Genomic DNA, 14,647 nt, shown 5'->3' on the forward strand with positions numbered 1-14,647 from the left:
CCGTCACTCGCTGTTGTCGCCGGACGCGTTGGCGTCGTCGAGCAGCACCCGTAGCTTGTCGAGTGGGTCGCCGCTGCCCGGCTCGAGTTTGTTGGCGGCCGGCGACTGTCCGTCGACAAGCGGTAAGCGATCCGGCGAGACGCCGTTGAGCGCGCTCGGCCCCTGCGGGTCGGGTGCCGAGTCGCTGGGGCCGATCACCGGCACGGGCGGCCCGTTCGATCCAGGTGTTGGAGGCGGCGGCTGGGGCGCCGCGGCGGGCGGCGAAGTCGGCGGCGACGTTGGTGCACTCGGTGGTTCGGGAATCGGCGCAGACGTGGGAGTCAGCGACGTAGGTGGCGGCTGCGGCGGAAGCGCTTGCGGCGGCTGAGGCGGCGCGGCGGGTGGTGGTGGCGTCGTCAAAGCGGCGATCTTGCGGTCCAGTCGGTCCGGGGTGTCGGTCAGGACGGCGCGACGTTCGATGTTGGGATCGGTGCTGTCGCGAAAGCAGCCCGCAGGAGCGTCGGCAACCACCGCGCGTGCCTGTTCGTACCAAGCCACTGCGGCTTTGGTATCGCGGTCCCCGACGGCTCTGTCCCCCAACGTTTCTCGCACCAGCACCAGGTTGATACGGATTGGGCACGACTGCTGCCCGGTCACGCGGGGCAGCGCGCGGGCGAACGACTTCTCCGCGTCGGTCAACCGGCCCTCGAGAAGCTCGAGGTCCCCGTCGGCGAAGCCGGCTTTGGCGGGTTCGATGATCGCGAAGGTCTGCAACAAGGAGACGTCCGAGCGCAACGCGTCGAGGTTGTGCTGCGCGAAATCGCTACGCGCAGAGTTGCTTTTGATCACCAGGGTGATCATCACACCCGTTGCGGCGAGCATCACGACCACCACGGGTGCGGAGTACAGGAACAGACGCCGACGCAGCCTGCGCCGCGACGGCCCCGACTGAAACCACAGCCCGATGCGGGACAGCGGCGACCCGTCGGCTCTGCGCAATATCATCGCGTCACTTTCGCTGAGAGGGTGTGACTCAACCGGTTGCGGCGGAATTCGCGCACAGTGGCAACGACCTCGACGAGAAGCAACGCGCATGCCAGCAGGGTGAATACCCAGTAGAGCTCGGTGCGTTCGATGACCCGGATGCGCTGGGATACCTGAGCTGAGGCATCGCCGGCGGTCGGCGGCAACGACGGAACCACCATCGCGATGTTGTTCTGGGGCGACCTGTGGAAGTACGGCACACCGAGGTGAGTGGCGACGGTCTTGAGCCGCGTCTCGTCGATCGCCGACACCACCGGCTGCCGTGTCTGTTCGTCGACGGCGTAGAGCGCTCCATTCGCGCCGATGCCCACCGGGATGAGGCCGCCGGCCTCGGTTCCGTATCCGAGCACTGCGCCACCGGCGATTGCACCGTCGGGCGGAGTGAACGCGGTCTGGCTCGCGTCCGAGCCGCCGGCACCTTCGCCGAAGTAGAACACCACGTTGTGCGAACCCGGGTAGAGCTTGTGGGCCAGCTCGAGCTGACTGGAGAGCTCTTGCGCGGCGGCGCCCGAATTGACCCGGTGGACGGCGTCGCGCGGAACGACGATGTAGGGCGAGAGGCCTTTGAGCATGGACCGCAGGCTCCACACATCGTCGGAGAGCGGCCATTCCAGCGCAGCCTTGGCCGAGAACCCGATGACCGCGAACCGCGCACGCGGGAACTCGTCAGCCAGCGCGAGCGCGTCGGCCCGGATCGCGGACATCCTCGATTGCTCGGGCGCGTAGTCCTCGACCCGCGAATCGACCGACCGGTCGATCACCAAGAAGACGTTGACGTCCGGATCGGCGACGGCGTTCTGTCGCGTCTGCGGGCCCCGTTCGCCAGGTTCCAGACCCGGGCGGAACGCCGCGATGAACACCAATAGAAGCGCCAAAGTCAGCCCGCTCCAACGCAATACGACACGCCGGTACCCGCCGCGTCCGGTGCGCACCAGCACCCGGTACAGGGCGACCATCCGGATCACCAGCACCAGACCGGTCAGCGCCAACAGCAGCTCCGGGCGCACGATGGGAAGGAACGTCATCGGCGCAACACCGCCAACGAGGTCGCCAGCAGCGCCCCGCACACCACCGTGATCAGCAGCACCGTGTTCGGTGCGTCCCAGCTGCGCGCAGAGATCGTCTTGCCGCCGGGAGTGACCGCCTCCGGCGGGTGACTGCGGATCTCGTCGAGATATCCCGCCAGCGGCGACCCGTTCGCCGTTCCGGCACTACCCTGCGTGCCAACAGGGTTGTACGAGAAAAACTTTCCGCCGGTACCCGCAGTGATGCCCTTCAGGGTGTCGTCGGCGCCTGACGGCAGGTTCGGCGCGTCGGCGCGTGCGATCGCGTTGACCTGGACGCCTTGTCGGGCGGCCATCTCGGTGACCTGCTCGGCGGTGTACAGCGACGGCCTGCGCTCGTCGGAGCCGTGGAACGCGCTGTATCCGAGGTAGACGATCGAGCGGCGGTGAGTGCCCTTGTCCTCAGGCCGCGGGAAACCCGTCATGCACAGGGCGAGAACGTCTTCGACGCTGCGGGCGTAGTCGACGTAGGTCACTGTTCTGGAGAATCGCGTGATGCCGGCATCGAGCGCCTGCACGTCGGCATCCGACATCGGCCGGTGGGCCTGGTAATCGGCTTGCAGCGCAGGCAGTTTCGCGAACTCGTCGAGCCGGCGGGACACGAAGTCGTGGTCACGGGTGAGCGGCAGCACCCGCAGTGTCGGCGACGTCACGCCCAGCCGTTGGTCGGTGAATCCCTTTGAGGCACGGGCGAAGTACTGCAGAAAATCAGCCGTCGCCGGGTCGGTGACGGGTTGGCCGACACACAGCATGATGTCCTCAGGGAAAAGGGCGTCGAATTCCCGCACGGTCGCCGAATAGCCCTGTGGCCGCGACGCCGCCAGCAGCGCGGCCGCAAACAACGTGACGAGCAGCACGCCGGTGACGAGTACCGACAGGAAGTACGTGCGATACACGCGACGGTATGCCGGCAGCCGAGTCAGGCGTTCGACGTTGGCCAGCGGTCGCAGCCACCGCTGAACCTTGGTCATCGGGCTCATGGCAGCCGCCACGACGCATCCGGCCAGAACGACGACGCCGACGGCCAGCAGCGGCCACCACCTCAGGTCCACGCTGAGATCACCTGCTCGGCCGAGCGCCCGACCGCGTCGACGTCGACGGCCGCGTCGGCGACGTACTGGCCGTCGACCAGCACCGCCATCACCGGCGCAGCGGACGCCAGCGGCCCGGCGCTGATCTCGTCGAGCGTCAGGTACTGGGCCCGAACACCCGTTGCGGCGGATAGAAAGCTGCGCAGCGTGCGGCTGATCGCTGCGCAGGCTTCCCGCGTGGCGATACGCCCGGCGCGGTGATCGGCGCGGATGCGCCCGATGGCCGAGACGAACTTGCGGCGCAGCACCCGGCCGTGGATGGCACGCAAGACAGGAAGCTGCCGCAGCGTAGCCGGCGGCAGTGTCCAGACATAAATCACCGACCACCACAGCAGCACTGCGGCGACGACCAACCCTGCCGCGACACACCACCACGGGGAGTACGGCAGCGGAGCGCCGATGTAACGCAGCAAATCGCGGTCAGTCGGCACGGCGGTTCCCCGCAGTCAGTGTGACGACGCCGCGACGGATGCCGCCGCTGCCGGTGATCCTGGCGTGCCGGATGCGATGCCCGGACAGGAAACCGTCCAGTGCAGCCATCCGTGCTTCTTCGGCGGCATGGTAGGCGTGCACCACGCGCGGACCCAGCGTGGCACCGTTGAGTACGTATCGGCCGCTGGCCACGTCGTATCCGTCGTGCTCGTCCGCGGGGGTGCCGACCGCCGGCATGTCGGCGATCAGTGCCCAATAGACGTCGTGGCGACTGGCGAGGTCGGATAGAACCGCCGCCAGCCGGTCGGAGATCTCCGGTTCGTCCGACACCACGACCAGCACCAGCCGCTTACGAAAGTTGTTGCGTACGTAGGTCAATTGCTCGATGACGTCGCTGCCGGCCGACGGCGAGGCGGTGAGGCCGACGAATCGCGCCAGCATGCTTTCCACGTGAGTTTCGCCGCGCCGGTTCGGAATTCGCGCCGAGCCGCGGGCGTCCCCGACCACCATGCCGATCTCGTCGTGCCGGCTGATCCCGATCAGCCCGATAGCGCCCATCACGTTGGCGGCGACATCGCGCTTGACCTCACCGCTGGGCGCGAGCGCCGACATGTTGTGTCCGGCGTCCGCGACCAGCACCATCTTGTGGTGGCGTTCGGTGACGAACCGCTTGACCAGCACGGAGCGCGACCGCGCCGACGCCTTCCAGTCGATGTCACGCACGTCGTCGCCGGCGACGTAGGGGCGCAGCTCGTCGAATTCCAGGCTGCGGGTGTGCAGCAGCGCGTAGTGTCCGCCTTCCAGCAGGCCTTTGGTGTCCGTGCCGAAATGGGTTCGAGCGCGGTTGAGCAGCTTGGTCATTCGGGCTAGGGCACCCGCACGGCGCGCAGGACGTTGTCGACGATCACGTCCGGGGTCACACCCTCGGCTCCGGCCTCGAACCCGAGGATCAGCCGGTGCCGCAACACGCGGTGCGCGACTTTTTTGATGTCGTCGGGCACGACGTGGTTGCGGCCGGACAGCAGCGCGACCGCACGCGACGCCTTGGCGAACGCGATCGTGGCGCGCGGGCTGGCGCCGTATTCGATGAGCCTGGCCAGTTGCGGGCTGAGGTAGCGCGACGGGTTACGGGTGACGTCGACGAGCTGCGTAACGTAATGCACCAGAACGGGATCCATGTGGATGCTGCGGACAACATGCTGCAGCTGGCGCACTTGGTCAAGGCTGATCACCGGCGCGGTAGAGCCGTCGCCGTCGTACACCCCCGCGTCGATGCGGAACACGACTTCGGCTTCCTCCTGGGGCGACGGGTAGGCCAGCAGGTGCTTGAGCAAGAACCGGTCCGACTGCGCCTCGGAGAGCGGATAGGTGCCTTCCTGGTCGACAGGGTTCTGAGTGGCGACGACGAGGAATGGTTCGGGAATCTTGTGCACCTCACCGGCGATGGTGGTTTGGCGCTCCTCCATGGCTTCCAGCATCGCGCTCTGCGTTTTTGCGCTTGACCGGTTGATCTCGTCGAGCAGCACGATATTGGCGTGCACCGGGCCTAGTTGTGTGGTGAACGAATTGGTGGTCGCGTCGTAGACCTGAGTGCCCAGGATGTCGCTGGGCAACAGGTCCGGTGTGCACTGGATGCGGCGGAAGGTGCCGTGAATCGCGTTTGCCATCACCCGTGCCGCGGTGGTCTTGGCCAGCCCGGGCACGCCTTCCACGAGGACGTGGCCGCCGGTCAGCAGGCCGATCAGCAGTGACTCCTGCAAGCCGGACTGCCCGACCACCTTCGCCGAAAAGGCTTGTGAAACTGCGCCGATGATGCGGTACGCGAACTCCATCTCGTCACGGTTGGGCTGGACGCGCGTTGCGGTCATGGACACCTTTCAGGCTGGTGTGAAGGCGAGCGGGTTCTTGGTGAGGTCGACGGTTCCATTGATGAAATCCTTCGATTCGAGCTCGGTTGGCCCGTTGCGGCCGTTGGCGGCGAGGATGGCCCGCGTCGATCCCATCACTTGCGCCTGCATCGTGTACTCGTTGACGAAGATGTTGAGCTTGTCCAGGCCTTCGGCCGACTTGTAGCTCACCGAGCGGGGATCCACGCCGGCCGGATAGGTGTAGTTCTCGCAACCTGCGGCCGGGGTGGCCGAGAAGCAGCTGCGCAGCCAACCTTCGACGGAAGCGGCGATGGCCTTGCGACCTTGGCCATTCAACGTCACCTTGGTGTTCAGCCCGGTCCCGGCGTCACCGCCGCTCAGCGCTTCCAAGAACACCGGTTCGGCCTTGATGTCGATGTACGGATTCGACGACTTGATGTCCAGCGCACCCGGGAACACATACACGTTGTCGGCGCCGTTGGTGGGAACGCCGAAGATCGTGACGGTCTTCAGCGCTGCATTCTCGACACTGGGAGGGCTGATGGTCAACTTGATCGCAGCGGTGTCGAGCTTCCATTCGTCGCGAAACTGCTTGACCCACAGTTCAGTTCGTGAATCGGTACCACCGAAGCTCGCGGAGACTTCGACTTTGGCGCTGCCGAGTTCGTTCTTGTTGTCGTCGCCGGTGACGACGATGTCGGTGATCGGCGCCTTCTCGATCTGCTTCTTCAGGATCTCGTCGGTGAGGAACTGCTTCGACCCGGGGGTGGATCTGCCCAGAGCCAGTGCCGCGTCGGCGTCTCCGTGGGCGAGGGCGTCCATGTACGCCTGCACGGCGTCTTTGGCAGATCCGCCGCCCGACTTGCTGTTGCCCCCGGTGGTCAACACGATTGCGGCCACCACGACCGCGACGACGAGCACCACCGCCGCGGTGAACAGCGTGACGCCCAGTGCCCTGCGTTTGCGTGGAGGCGGCGGCATTGCACCGCCCATCCATGGTTGCGCGGGCTGACCGAACGGCGGAATCGGCGGGTGCGGCGGCGTCGGCCCACCCGGCGGCAGCGGCGCACCCGGCGGAACCTGTGCACCCGGCGGAACCTGTGCACCCGGCGGCATCGGCGGTTGAGCCGAGCCCCACCCTTGAGGCGGTACGCCGGTGGGCACAGGGCCCGGGTGTGGTGGCGGGCCGGCCGGCGTGGCGCCACCGACCGGATTCGGCCCGCCATATCGGCCGGGAGAACCGTCGTCTGGCTGCCCGCCCCACGGCGGTCCTGGGTAGGTCACGAATGTCACTCCGTTGCGCTCAGTGCGTTCTCATCTTCACAGTGGGGGGGTTCTGGCTGAGGTCAGCGTCGCCGTAGACAGCGGCATCGACCGTGGTCGTCACTGTCTCGCCCGATCGGGTTTGCGCGGTCAAGCCGAACTGCACGTCGCCAGAGAAGCTGACTGTCATCTCCTCGGCGTCGAAGTAGCCCACCGAGATCGGGCTGCTGTCGGGTTCGCTCCACTGTGCGGTGCCGTCGGCCAATCGCGGATCGAAGACCTCTTGCGGACAACCTTGCGGCTCAAGGGATTTCGATTTCGCACACGATGCCAGAGCGTTCTTGACGGCTTGCAGTGTCGCGGTGCGGCCGGCGTCGCTGATGTCGAACTTGAAGTTCGTCAGGACGGTGTCGAGGATGCCGGTCATCGAGTTCAGCAGAAGCGGCGGCCCGCTGACGATGATGTTGGGATTGGTGGTGCCGAAATCCACCCAGCCGGGGAACACGTACGCCACGCCGGATTTGGTCACCGGCTGGCCGAGAATCGTGAGCGTCTTCAATGCGGCGCGGTCGAGCGACACAAGCGGCTGGTTGAGGTCGATCTTCACGGCCACTTGCCGCAGCTTCCACCTGCCGTCCTTGCGGTCCAGCCACAACGTCTCGTCGGAGACGGTGTCGCCGAAAGTCGCGGCCACGTGCACCATGCCGATCGGGGTGTCGCTGCCCTGCGTCGAGTCGCTGAGGATTCTGATGTTGGTGATCGGCGCCTTTTGGAGCTGCTTCTTGAGGATGTCGTCGGTGAGGAACTGCTTGGAGCCCGGCTGATCGGCGCCGTAGGACAGCGCCTTGTCCGCGTCGCCGCGCGCCAGTGCCTGCAGGTAGCCGGTCACCACGTCGGCGGCGGAGCCGGCGGCCTCTGGCGATTCCGGCGAGGACCGCAGCGCAAAGATCACCGCCCCGACGACGGCAGCGATCACGACGACCACCACGAGCGCGATGATCAGTGGCTTCTTCGGCGACCGCGGCGGCTGGTACTGCAATTGCATCGGCGGCTGAGCCGGCGCAGCGGGCCACCCCGGCGTCGGTGCGCCGAACTGTCCGGGAGCCCCCTGCCCCGGCGGCCCTGGCACGAACTGGGGCGGCGGCCGCCACTGCGGAACGCGTTCGGCGGCCTGGTCGGACGGCGTCGGGGGGCCGACCGGATTGGGCCCTCCGTAGCTTTCGTGTGGCTGCGACGGTGGAACGGGACCGCTCAGGTCAACCTCCTCATTCGGCAACGCGCGCCGAGCCCGCGCAGCCGCGCCGCTCCACACCCTCGCCACCAGCGAAACATGCGACGCGGATGATTCTATGGGGCACCTGAGCGCCCGCGCTCACCAACTTGGCCGACGGCCTTCGCCGGCTAGGCCGACGGTGGTCCGTGCCGCAGCAGCTCACGGAAGCCCTTTTCGTCGAGGATCGGCACACCCAGCTCGACGGCCTTGTCGTACTTGGAGCCAGGTGAATCGCCGGCCACCACGAAATCGGTCTTCTTCGACACCGATCCGGAGGCCTTTCCGCCGCGGGCGATGATCGCCTCTTTGGCCTCGTCGCGCGAAAACCCGGTCAGCGAGCCCGTCACCACGATGGTCAGGCCCTGCAGCGTCGGCTCCACCCCCGGTTCGCGCTCGTCGGCCATCCGCACGCCTGCCGCGCGCCACTTCTCGACGATCTCTCGGTGCCAGTCGACGGTGAACCATTCCGTCAGCGCCGCCGCGATCGTGGGGCCGACGCCTTCGACCTCCGACAGCTGCTCTTCGGACGCGGCCATGATCGCGTCGAGACTGCCGAACGCGACGGCCAGTGCGCGCGCGGCCGTGGGGCCGACGTGGCGGATCGACAACGCCACCAGCACCCGCCACAGCGGACGGTCCTTGGCCTGCTGAAGGTTTTCCAGCAGCCGGGCGCCGTTAGCCGACAACCGGCCGTCTTTGGTCCGGAACAGGTCCGTGCGCAGCAGGTCGTCTTCGGTGAGCGTGAACAGGTCACCCTCGTCGGTGATCACGCCGGCCTTGAGCAGCGCGATCGCCGCCTCGTAGCCGAGGCCCTCGATGTCGAGCGCGCCACGGCTCGCGACGTGAAAAACCCGCTCCCGCAATTGAGCTGGGCATGATCGCGCATTGGGACAGCGAATGTCCGCGTCGCCTTCCTTGGCCGGCGCCAGCGCAGTGCCACATTCGGGGCAATGGGTGGGCATGACGAACTCGCGTTCACTGCCGTCACGCAGGTCGACGACGGGGCCCAGCACCTCGGGGATCACGTCGCCCGCCTTGCGGATCATCACGGTGTCGCCGATCAGCACGCCCTTGCGCTTGACCTCCGACGCGTTGTGCAGCGTGGCCAGCCCGACGGTGGAACCGGCGATGCGCACCGGGGTCATGTACGCGAACGGCGTGACCCGGCCGGTGCGTCCCACGTTGACCCGGATGTCGAGCAGTTTGGTCTGCGCCTCCTCGGGCGGGTACTTGTAGGCCACCGCCCACCGCGGCGCGCGGGAGGTGGCGCCGAGCCTGCGTTGCAGCGCGACGTCATCGACTTTGACGACCACACCGTCGATTTCGTGCTCGACGGTGTGGCGGTGTTCACCCCAGTAGGCGATCCGCTCCTGAACGGCGTCCAGTCCGCGCACGCGGCTGGTGTGCGCGGAGACCGGCAGCCCCCAGGCTTTCAGCGCGGTGTAGGCGTCATGCAGACTCTGCGGACTGAAACCTTCGGTGTAGCCGAGTCCGTGGCAGACCATGCGCAGTTTGCGTTTGGCGGTGACCGCCGGGTTCTTCTGCCGCAGGGAGCCGGCCGCACTGTTGCGCGGGTTGGCGAACGGCGCCTTGCCCTCCTCGACGAGTGCGGCGTTGAGGTTCTCGAAGTCCGCGATCCGGAAGAAGACTTCGCCGCGGACCTCCAGCACCCGTGGCATCGGGAATTCGCTTGAGCTACTGAGTCTTTCAGGCACATCGTCGATGGTTCTGGCGTTGAGAGTGACGTCCTCGCCGACGCGGCCGTCGCCGCGGGTGGCCGCTCGTTCGAGTCTGCCGTCGCGATACACCAGCGCCAGCGCGACACCGTCGACTTTCAGTTCGCACAGGTAATAGGGGTCGCGGCCGATCTCCGTTTCCACCCGGTTGGCCCACGCGATGAGTTCGTCGGTGTTGAAGACGTCGTCCAAAGACAGCATCCGCTCGAGGTGCTGCGCCTCGGTGAAGTCGGTGGCGAAGCCCGCTCCCCCGACGAGCTGGGTGGGTGAGTCGGGAACCCGAAGCTCCGGGTAGCGCTCCTCGAGGGCGACGAGCTCGTTGAACAGCTTGTCGAACTCCGCGTCCGAAATGATCGGCGCATCCTTGACGTAGTAACGGAATTGGTGTTCACGGACTTGGTCGGCCAGGTCCTGCCACCGCCGCCGCACGTCGGGGTCGACTGGATCGACCTCCGGTGTTGCCTCTTGCGCCACTCTCGCAGGCTATCGGAGCACTCCGACAACCCGCCCGGGCGCCGATACGCTGTAGCCGTGCCGCATCCGGTCATGTTCCGCGACGACGACTTCGGCCTGCGCGAACTGCGCGGCATCGCGCTGAGCTTTCCGGGCGCGTTCGAGAAGGTCTCGTGGGGCCGGCCGGTGTTCTGCGTTCCGAAGATCTTCGTGATCTACGGCGGCAACGCGAAAGGACCCGACGGCATGGTCGCATTTCCGTATTCGATGCTGGTCAAGGTCGACGAGGTGGACCGGGCCGCCCTCGAGCAGGACAGCCGCTTCTTCTACCCGGCGTACATGGGTCCGCACGGGTGGCTGGGGATGGATTTCTCGGCCGGCAGGGTCGACTGGGGCGAGGTGCGCGAACTCGTCGACGCGTCCTACCGGCTGGTGGCGCCGCGCAAGCTGGTCAAGGAACTCGACAGCCGCTAGATCGCCTCCGGGTCTTCGGCAAGCACGTCAGCGACTTTCTGCGTCAATTCCGTTGCGGTGCGGGCCCATTCGATGTCCGCGCCGGCCAGGCCGCACGACGGCGTCACGCCGACGCGCCGCGCGAGGATCTGCCGCGCAAATCCCAGCCGGTCGGTGATCCTCGCCGCTGCTTCGGCCAGTTGCTCAGCCGAGGGCCTGCGCTGCGGGGTGACCGACGGCACCAGGCCCAGCAGCACTGTGCGTCCGCTGTCGAGGAATTCGGCGAGGCCGTCGACGTGGTCCTGATCCAAGCGGGACCAGTCGATACTCAGCGCCGCAATCCTGCTGCGCTGCAACACTTCCCACGGTAGCTCGGCGGCACAGCAGTGCACCGCGACGTCATTGCCGGCCGCGGCGGCACACGCGTCGAGCAGATCCACCGCCTCTGTCTGCTCCACCGGCGCAACCGGCGTCAACGCGGTGACTCCGGCCAGCGTGCCGGCCACCGCCGCCGGCAGCGACGGCTCGTCGAGTTGCACGACCACCGGGCAGTCGAGACGTCTGCCCACCTCCGTGCGATGCGCCGCAAGGCCCTCTGCCAGCGACGCCGTCACGTCCCGCAGCGCACCGCGGTCCGTGATCACCCGGTGTCCGCCGGGCAGTTCCAACTGTGCGGCCAGCGTCAGCGGCCCGGGCGCCTGCACCTTGAGCGCGCGGTCGCCGCCGCGCAGACCGGCCCGTTCCCACGCTTCTTCGAGCGCGTCGATGTCCTCGTTCAGCAAGCTGCGCGCACGCCGGCTGACGGCACCGGGCCGGGCCGCCACCCGGTATCCGCGGGGTGTGGTGTCGATTGCGATGTCGACCAGCAGCGCGCCAGCCCGTCCGATCATGTCCGCGCCGACACCGCGCGCCGGTAACTCCACCAGATGCGGCAACGAATGTAGCTCGCCGACCACCACTTCGGCGGTCTGCCGCGCGGACGTGCCCGGCCAGGAGCCCACACCCGTGGCGGCGGCGAAAACGCTCATTGCCCAACACTATTGGATGGCGCCGGGATAGTCTGACCGCATCATGGCCCGACGCAGCCGCACGCTGCTTTGCTGCCTGGCCGCGGTGACGCTCGCCAGCGGCTGCACCAACATGGTCGGCGGTATCGCATCCATGCCGCCGACCGAAGGTCCTTATCTCGACGGCATGGACGTCGACGACCTCCTGCTCACCACATCCGAGCTGCGCGACATCACCGGCGCCGGCACTGACCTCAACGGCATCCCAGGTATGGATTCCCGATACACCGTCGACGACGAACAGCTCGTCCAATCCGCGCCGGCGCCTTGCCATTTCGTGTTCCTCGAAAGCCAGGTCTTCGGACCGGACGTCAAGCAGTTCCACAAGACCAGCTTTCAGACGCCGCCCAGGTCGGCACTGCTGTCCGAGGCGGCCGCCGCGTACGCCGATGCCGCCGCCGCCCGGCGCGCATTCGACAACCTCACCGGTCAGGTGCAGGCATGCGGCGACACCCCGTCCGGGTACGCCTTCGTCTACGAATGGACCACCGACGACCACACGTTGCAAGCCGAAAGCCTCGGTGACTGCGGGCGCATCTACCGGCTCGAGTCCACGGTGCTCATCGAAGTCACCTACTGCGGCTATAGCCACGTGGTGCCCAACTTGGTCGCCGCACGCATCGCGGCGCGGGTGGGCACTAGGTGATCGTCGCGCTGCCGATGACTTCGTCGCCGTCCGGGTCGCGACGGTAGAGCACCATGGTCTGACCCGGCGCCACCCCCCGCAGCGGCGTGCGCAACCGCGCCTCGAGCTCATCGCCCACCAGCTCGGCCACCGCGTCGACCACGCCACCATGGGCGCGCACCTGCACCTGGCACTCGACCGGCCCCGCCGGAGCCGCACCCGAGGTGAACACCGGCCGCTCGCCACGCACGTGCCAGACTTCCAGATCGGTGGCCTCGCCGACTGTGACCGTCGCGGTGCGGGCGTCGATCGCAGTCACGTAGCGCGGCCGGCCGTCGGGCCCGGGTCCGGCGATGCCCAAGCCCTTGCGCTGGCCGATCGTGAACCCGTGTACGCCCTGATGGTGGGCGAGCACCGTCCCGGCCCGGTCGACGACCGCGCCGCGGCGCAGGCCGATACGCGACCCGAGGAACGCACGCGTGTCACCTGACGGAATGAAGCAGATGTCGTGGCTGTCCGGCTTGTCGGCGACCGCCAGCCCCCTCGCGGCGGCTTCGGCGCGTATCTGCGGCTTCGGGGTGTCACCGACCGGAAACAGCGCATGGCGCAACTGTTCTGCGGTGAGCACGGCCAGCACATACGACTGGTCCTTGTCCGCGTCGACGGCCCGCCGCAACCGCCCTGCCGACAGCCGCGCATAGTGGCCCGTGGCCACCGCGTCGAACCCCAGCGCCAACGCTCGTGCGGCCAGCGCGGAGAACTTGATCTTCTCGTTGCAGCGCACACACGGGTTGGGCGTCTCACCTCGCGCGTAGGCCGACACGAAGTCGTCGATCACGTCCTGCTTGAAGCGATCCGCGAAGTCCCAGACGTAGAAAGGAATTCCGAGCTTGTCGGCGACACGGCGCGCATCGCCGGCATCTTCTTTCGAGCAGCAGCCTCGCGAGCCAGTGCGCAGAGTTCCCGGCGCCGACGACAACGCGAGATGCACTCCGACCACGTCGTGGCCTGCGTCCACCATCCGCGCGGCGGCCACCGACGAATCCACACCACCGCTCATTGCGGCGAGCACTCTCATTTCGCCCCCGCGCTGGCCAATGCCGCCTGCCGGGCCCGCGCCACCGCGCCGGGCAAGACGTCGAGCACCGCGTCGACGTCGTCGACAACGCTGGTACGCCCCAGCGAGATCCGGATCGAGCCTCGCGCCGATGCGGTGTCGGCGCCCATCGCCAACAGGACATGGGACGGCTGCGGGACACCTGCGGTGCAGGCCGACCCGGTGGAACACTCGATCCCGTTGGCGTCCAACAACATCAGCAGAGCATCGCCTTCGCATCCGGTGAACGTGAAGTGCGCGTTGCCCGGCAGCCGGTACTGCCGAGAGCCGTTGAGCCGCACGTCGTCGATCGCCGTCAGCACCCCGTCGATGAGGCGGTCACGCAGCCCCGTGAGCTTCTCGCAGTGAGCCCGCAAGCCGTCGACCGCAAGCCTGGCCGCAACGGCCATTCCGACCGTGCCCGCGACATCGGGCGTGCCCGAACGCACGTCGCGTTCCTGGCCGCCGCCGTGCAGCAGCGGCACGCACGGGATGTCGCGGCGCAGGACCAACGCGCCGACCCCGGTGGGGCCGCCGAACTTGTGCGCGGCGATGCTCATTGCCGACAACCCGCTCGCGGTGAACGAGACCGGCAGCTGGCCGATCGCCTGAACCGCGTCGCTGTGCATCGGCACCTCGAATTCAGCTGCAATCGAGGCTAGTTCGTGGATCGGCATGATCGTGCCGACCTCGTTGTTGGCCCACATCACCGAGACCAGTGCGACGTCGTCGTGCGACTGCAATGTCTCGCGCAACGCCGACGGCGACACCGAACCGTCGGACTCTGTAGGCAACCACGTCACCTGCGCGCCCTCGTGCTCGGCCAGCCACTCGACCGCGTCGAGGACGGCATGGTGCTCGACGGCGCTGACGACGATCCGGCGGCGGCGCGGATCAGCGTCGCGTCGCGCCCAATAGATTCCCTTGACGCCGAGGTTGTCGCTTTCGGTGCCGCCCGCTGTGAAGACGACCTCCGATGGTCGGGCACCGAGCTTGTCGGCGAGCAGCTCCCGCGACTCCTCCACCGTGCGGCGGGCGGCACGACCTGCGGAGTGCAGCGACGAAGCGTTGCCGACGGTCGCCATCACAGCCGTCATCGCCTCGATGGCATCGGGATGCATCGGGGTGGTGGCGGCGTGGTCCAGGTACACGGGGGCAGACCTCATGGCCCGTCCAGCTTAGCCGTCGCCGGCAATTCCCCGA

14 protein-coding genes are annotated in these 14,647 nt (G+C 67.5%); 2 read left to right on the plus strand and 12 right to left on the minus strand.

What is annotated here, in order from left to right; genetic code table 11:
- Window positions 1-3: 3 nt before the first annotated feature.
- The 9 genes from AC5Y4N_RS11085 to ligA all read right to left on the minus strand — a co-directional run bounded on the left by AC5Y4N_RS11085 (window position 4) and on the right by ligA (window position 10,224).
- A complete protein-coding gene (locus AC5Y4N_RS11085) occupies window positions 4-984 on the minus strand; it encodes a hypothetical protein (RefSeq protein WP_499907991.1) in 981 nt (326 codons plus the stop codon).
- Complete coding sequence (locus AC5Y4N_RS11090; protein ID WP_499907990.1) at window positions 981-2,048, minus strand: vWA domain-containing protein; 1,068 nt, start codon at window positions 2,046-2,048, stop codon at window positions 981-983. Before AC5Y4N_RS11090 ends, AC5Y4N_RS11085 begins: the two co-directional genes overlap by 4 nt.
- Entirely contained in the window at window positions 2,045-3,139 is a 1,095-nt protein-coding gene (locus tag AC5Y4N_RS11095) for a vWA domain-containing protein (RefSeq protein ID WP_499907989.1), read from the minus strand. The genes AC5Y4N_RS11090 and AC5Y4N_RS11095 overlap by 4 nt, the downstream gene beginning before the upstream one ends.
- Window positions 3,130-3,609, minus strand: coding sequence for a hypothetical protein (locus AC5Y4N_RS11100; RefSeq protein WP_499907988.1), 480 nt, complete (start codon window positions 3,607-3,609; stop codon window positions 3,130-3,132). The genes AC5Y4N_RS11095 and AC5Y4N_RS11100 overlap by 10 nt, the downstream gene beginning before the upstream one ends.
- Complete coding sequence (locus tag AC5Y4N_RS11105) at window positions 3,599-4,471, minus strand: DUF58 domain-containing protein (RefSeq protein ID WP_499907987.1); 873 nt, start codon at window positions 4,469-4,471, stop codon at window positions 3,599-3,601. Before AC5Y4N_RS11105 ends, AC5Y4N_RS11100 begins: the two co-directional genes overlap by 11 nt.
- Window positions 4,472-4,476: 5 nt before the next feature.
- A complete protein-coding gene (locus AC5Y4N_RS11110; protein ID WP_499907986.1) occupies window positions 4,477-5,478 on the minus strand; it encodes an AAA family ATPase in 1,002 nt (333 codons plus the stop codon).
- A 9-nt stretch (window positions 5,479-5,487) separates the two neighbouring features.
- Complete coding sequence (locus AC5Y4N_RS11115) at window positions 5,488-6,762, minus strand: hypothetical protein (RefSeq protein ID WP_499907985.1); 1,275 nt, start codon at window positions 6,760-6,762, stop codon at window positions 5,488-5,490.
- 19 nt (window positions 6,763-6,781) lie between these two features.
- A complete protein-coding gene (locus tag AC5Y4N_RS11120) occupies window positions 6,782-8,062 on the minus strand; it encodes an Rv0361 family membrane protein (RefSeq protein WP_499907984.1) in 1,281 nt (426 codons plus the stop codon).
- An 80-nt stretch (window positions 8,063-8,142) separates the two neighbouring features.
- Window positions 8,143-10,224: an NAD-dependent DNA ligase LigA gene (ligA, locus tag AC5Y4N_RS11125; RefSeq protein WP_499907983.1), complete on the minus strand. Its 2,082-nt coding sequence runs from the start codon at window positions 10,222-10,224 to the stop codon at window positions 8,143-8,145.
- A 57-nt stretch (window positions 10,225-10,281) separates the two neighbouring features.
- Between ligA and AC5Y4N_RS11130 the strand changes: the two genes are divergently transcribed.
- Entirely contained in the window at window positions 10,282-10,677 is a 396-nt protein-coding gene (locus AC5Y4N_RS11130; RefSeq protein ID WP_499907982.1) for an MmcQ/YjbR family DNA-binding protein, read from the plus strand.
- Here the strand turns inward: AC5Y4N_RS11130 and AC5Y4N_RS11135 are convergent.
- The gene (locus AC5Y4N_RS11135; protein WP_499907981.1) at window positions 10,674-11,684 is read right to left on the minus strand and encodes a methionine synthase; all 1,011 of its coding nucleotides are present in this window, start codon (window positions 11,682-11,684) and stop codon (window positions 10,674-10,676) included. The two genes, AC5Y4N_RS11130 and AC5Y4N_RS11135, sit on opposite strands and share 4 nt — an antisense overlap.
- Window positions 11,685-11,727: 43 nt before the next feature.
- Between AC5Y4N_RS11135 and AC5Y4N_RS11140 the strand changes: the two genes are divergently transcribed.
- Window positions 11,728-12,369 carry a sensor domain-containing protein gene (locus AC5Y4N_RS11140; protein ID WP_499907980.1) on the plus strand — a complete coding sequence of 214 codons (642 nt, stop codon included), beginning with the start codon at window positions 11,728-11,730 and terminating at the stop codon, window positions 12,367-12,369.
- On the opposite strand, the gene mnmA is transcribed toward AC5Y4N_RS11140, so the two are convergent.
- Both mnmA and AC5Y4N_RS11150 read right to left on the minus strand, forming a co-directional pair.
- Complete coding sequence (mnmA, locus tag AC5Y4N_RS11145; RefSeq protein WP_499907979.1) at window positions 12,362-13,426, minus strand: tRNA 2-thiouridine(34) synthase MnmA; 1,065 nt, start codon at window positions 13,424-13,426, stop codon at window positions 12,362-12,364. The two genes, AC5Y4N_RS11140 and mnmA, sit on opposite strands and share 8 nt — an antisense overlap.
- Window positions 13,423-14,610, minus strand: coding sequence for a cysteine desulfurase family protein (locus AC5Y4N_RS11150; RefSeq protein ID WP_499907978.1), 1,188 nt, complete (start codon window positions 14,608-14,610; stop codon window positions 13,423-13,425). Before AC5Y4N_RS11150 ends, mnmA begins: the two co-directional genes overlap by 4 nt.
- Window positions 14,611-14,647: the final 37 nt, after the last annotated feature.

The sequence above is a fragment of the Mycobacterium sp. NGS19 genome, assembly GCF_059813155.1.

What these genes read in the sequence shown, in the direction of transcription:
- AC5Y4N_RS11140 (WP_499907980.1), top strand. Translation starts at nt 11,728, where the DNA reads ATGGCCCGACGCAGCCGCACGCTGCTTTGCTGCCTGGCCGCGGTGACG.
- AC5Y4N_RS11085 (WP_499907991.1), bottom strand. Translation starts at nt 984, where the DNA reads ATGATATTGCGCAGAGCCGACGGGTCGCCGCTGTCCCGCATCGGGCTG.
- mnmA (WP_499907979.1), bottom strand. Translation starts at nt 13,426, where the DNA reads ATGAGAGTGCTCGCCGCAATGAGCGGTGGTGTGGATTCGTCGGTGGCC.
- AC5Y4N_RS11150 (WP_499907978.1), bottom strand. Translation starts at nt 14,610, where the DNA reads ATGAGGTCTGCCCCCGTGTACCTGGACCACGCCGCCACCACCCCGATG.
- AC5Y4N_RS11105 (WP_499907987.1), bottom strand. Translation starts at nt 4,471, where the DNA reads ATGACCAAGCTGCTCAACCGCGCTCGAACCCATTTCGGCACGGACACC.
- AC5Y4N_RS11135 (WP_499907981.1), bottom strand. Translation starts at nt 11,684, where the DNA reads ATGAGCGTTTTCGCCGCCGCCACGGGTGTGGGCTCCTGGCCGGGCACG.
- AC5Y4N_RS11090 (WP_499907990.1), bottom strand. Translation starts at nt 2,048, where the DNA reads ATGACGTTCCTTCCCATCGTGCGCCCGGAGCTGCTGTTGGCGCTGACC.
- AC5Y4N_RS11110 (WP_499907986.1), bottom strand. Translation starts at nt 5,478, where the DNA reads ATGACCGCAACGCGCGTCCAGCCCAACCGTGACGAGATGGAGTTCGCG.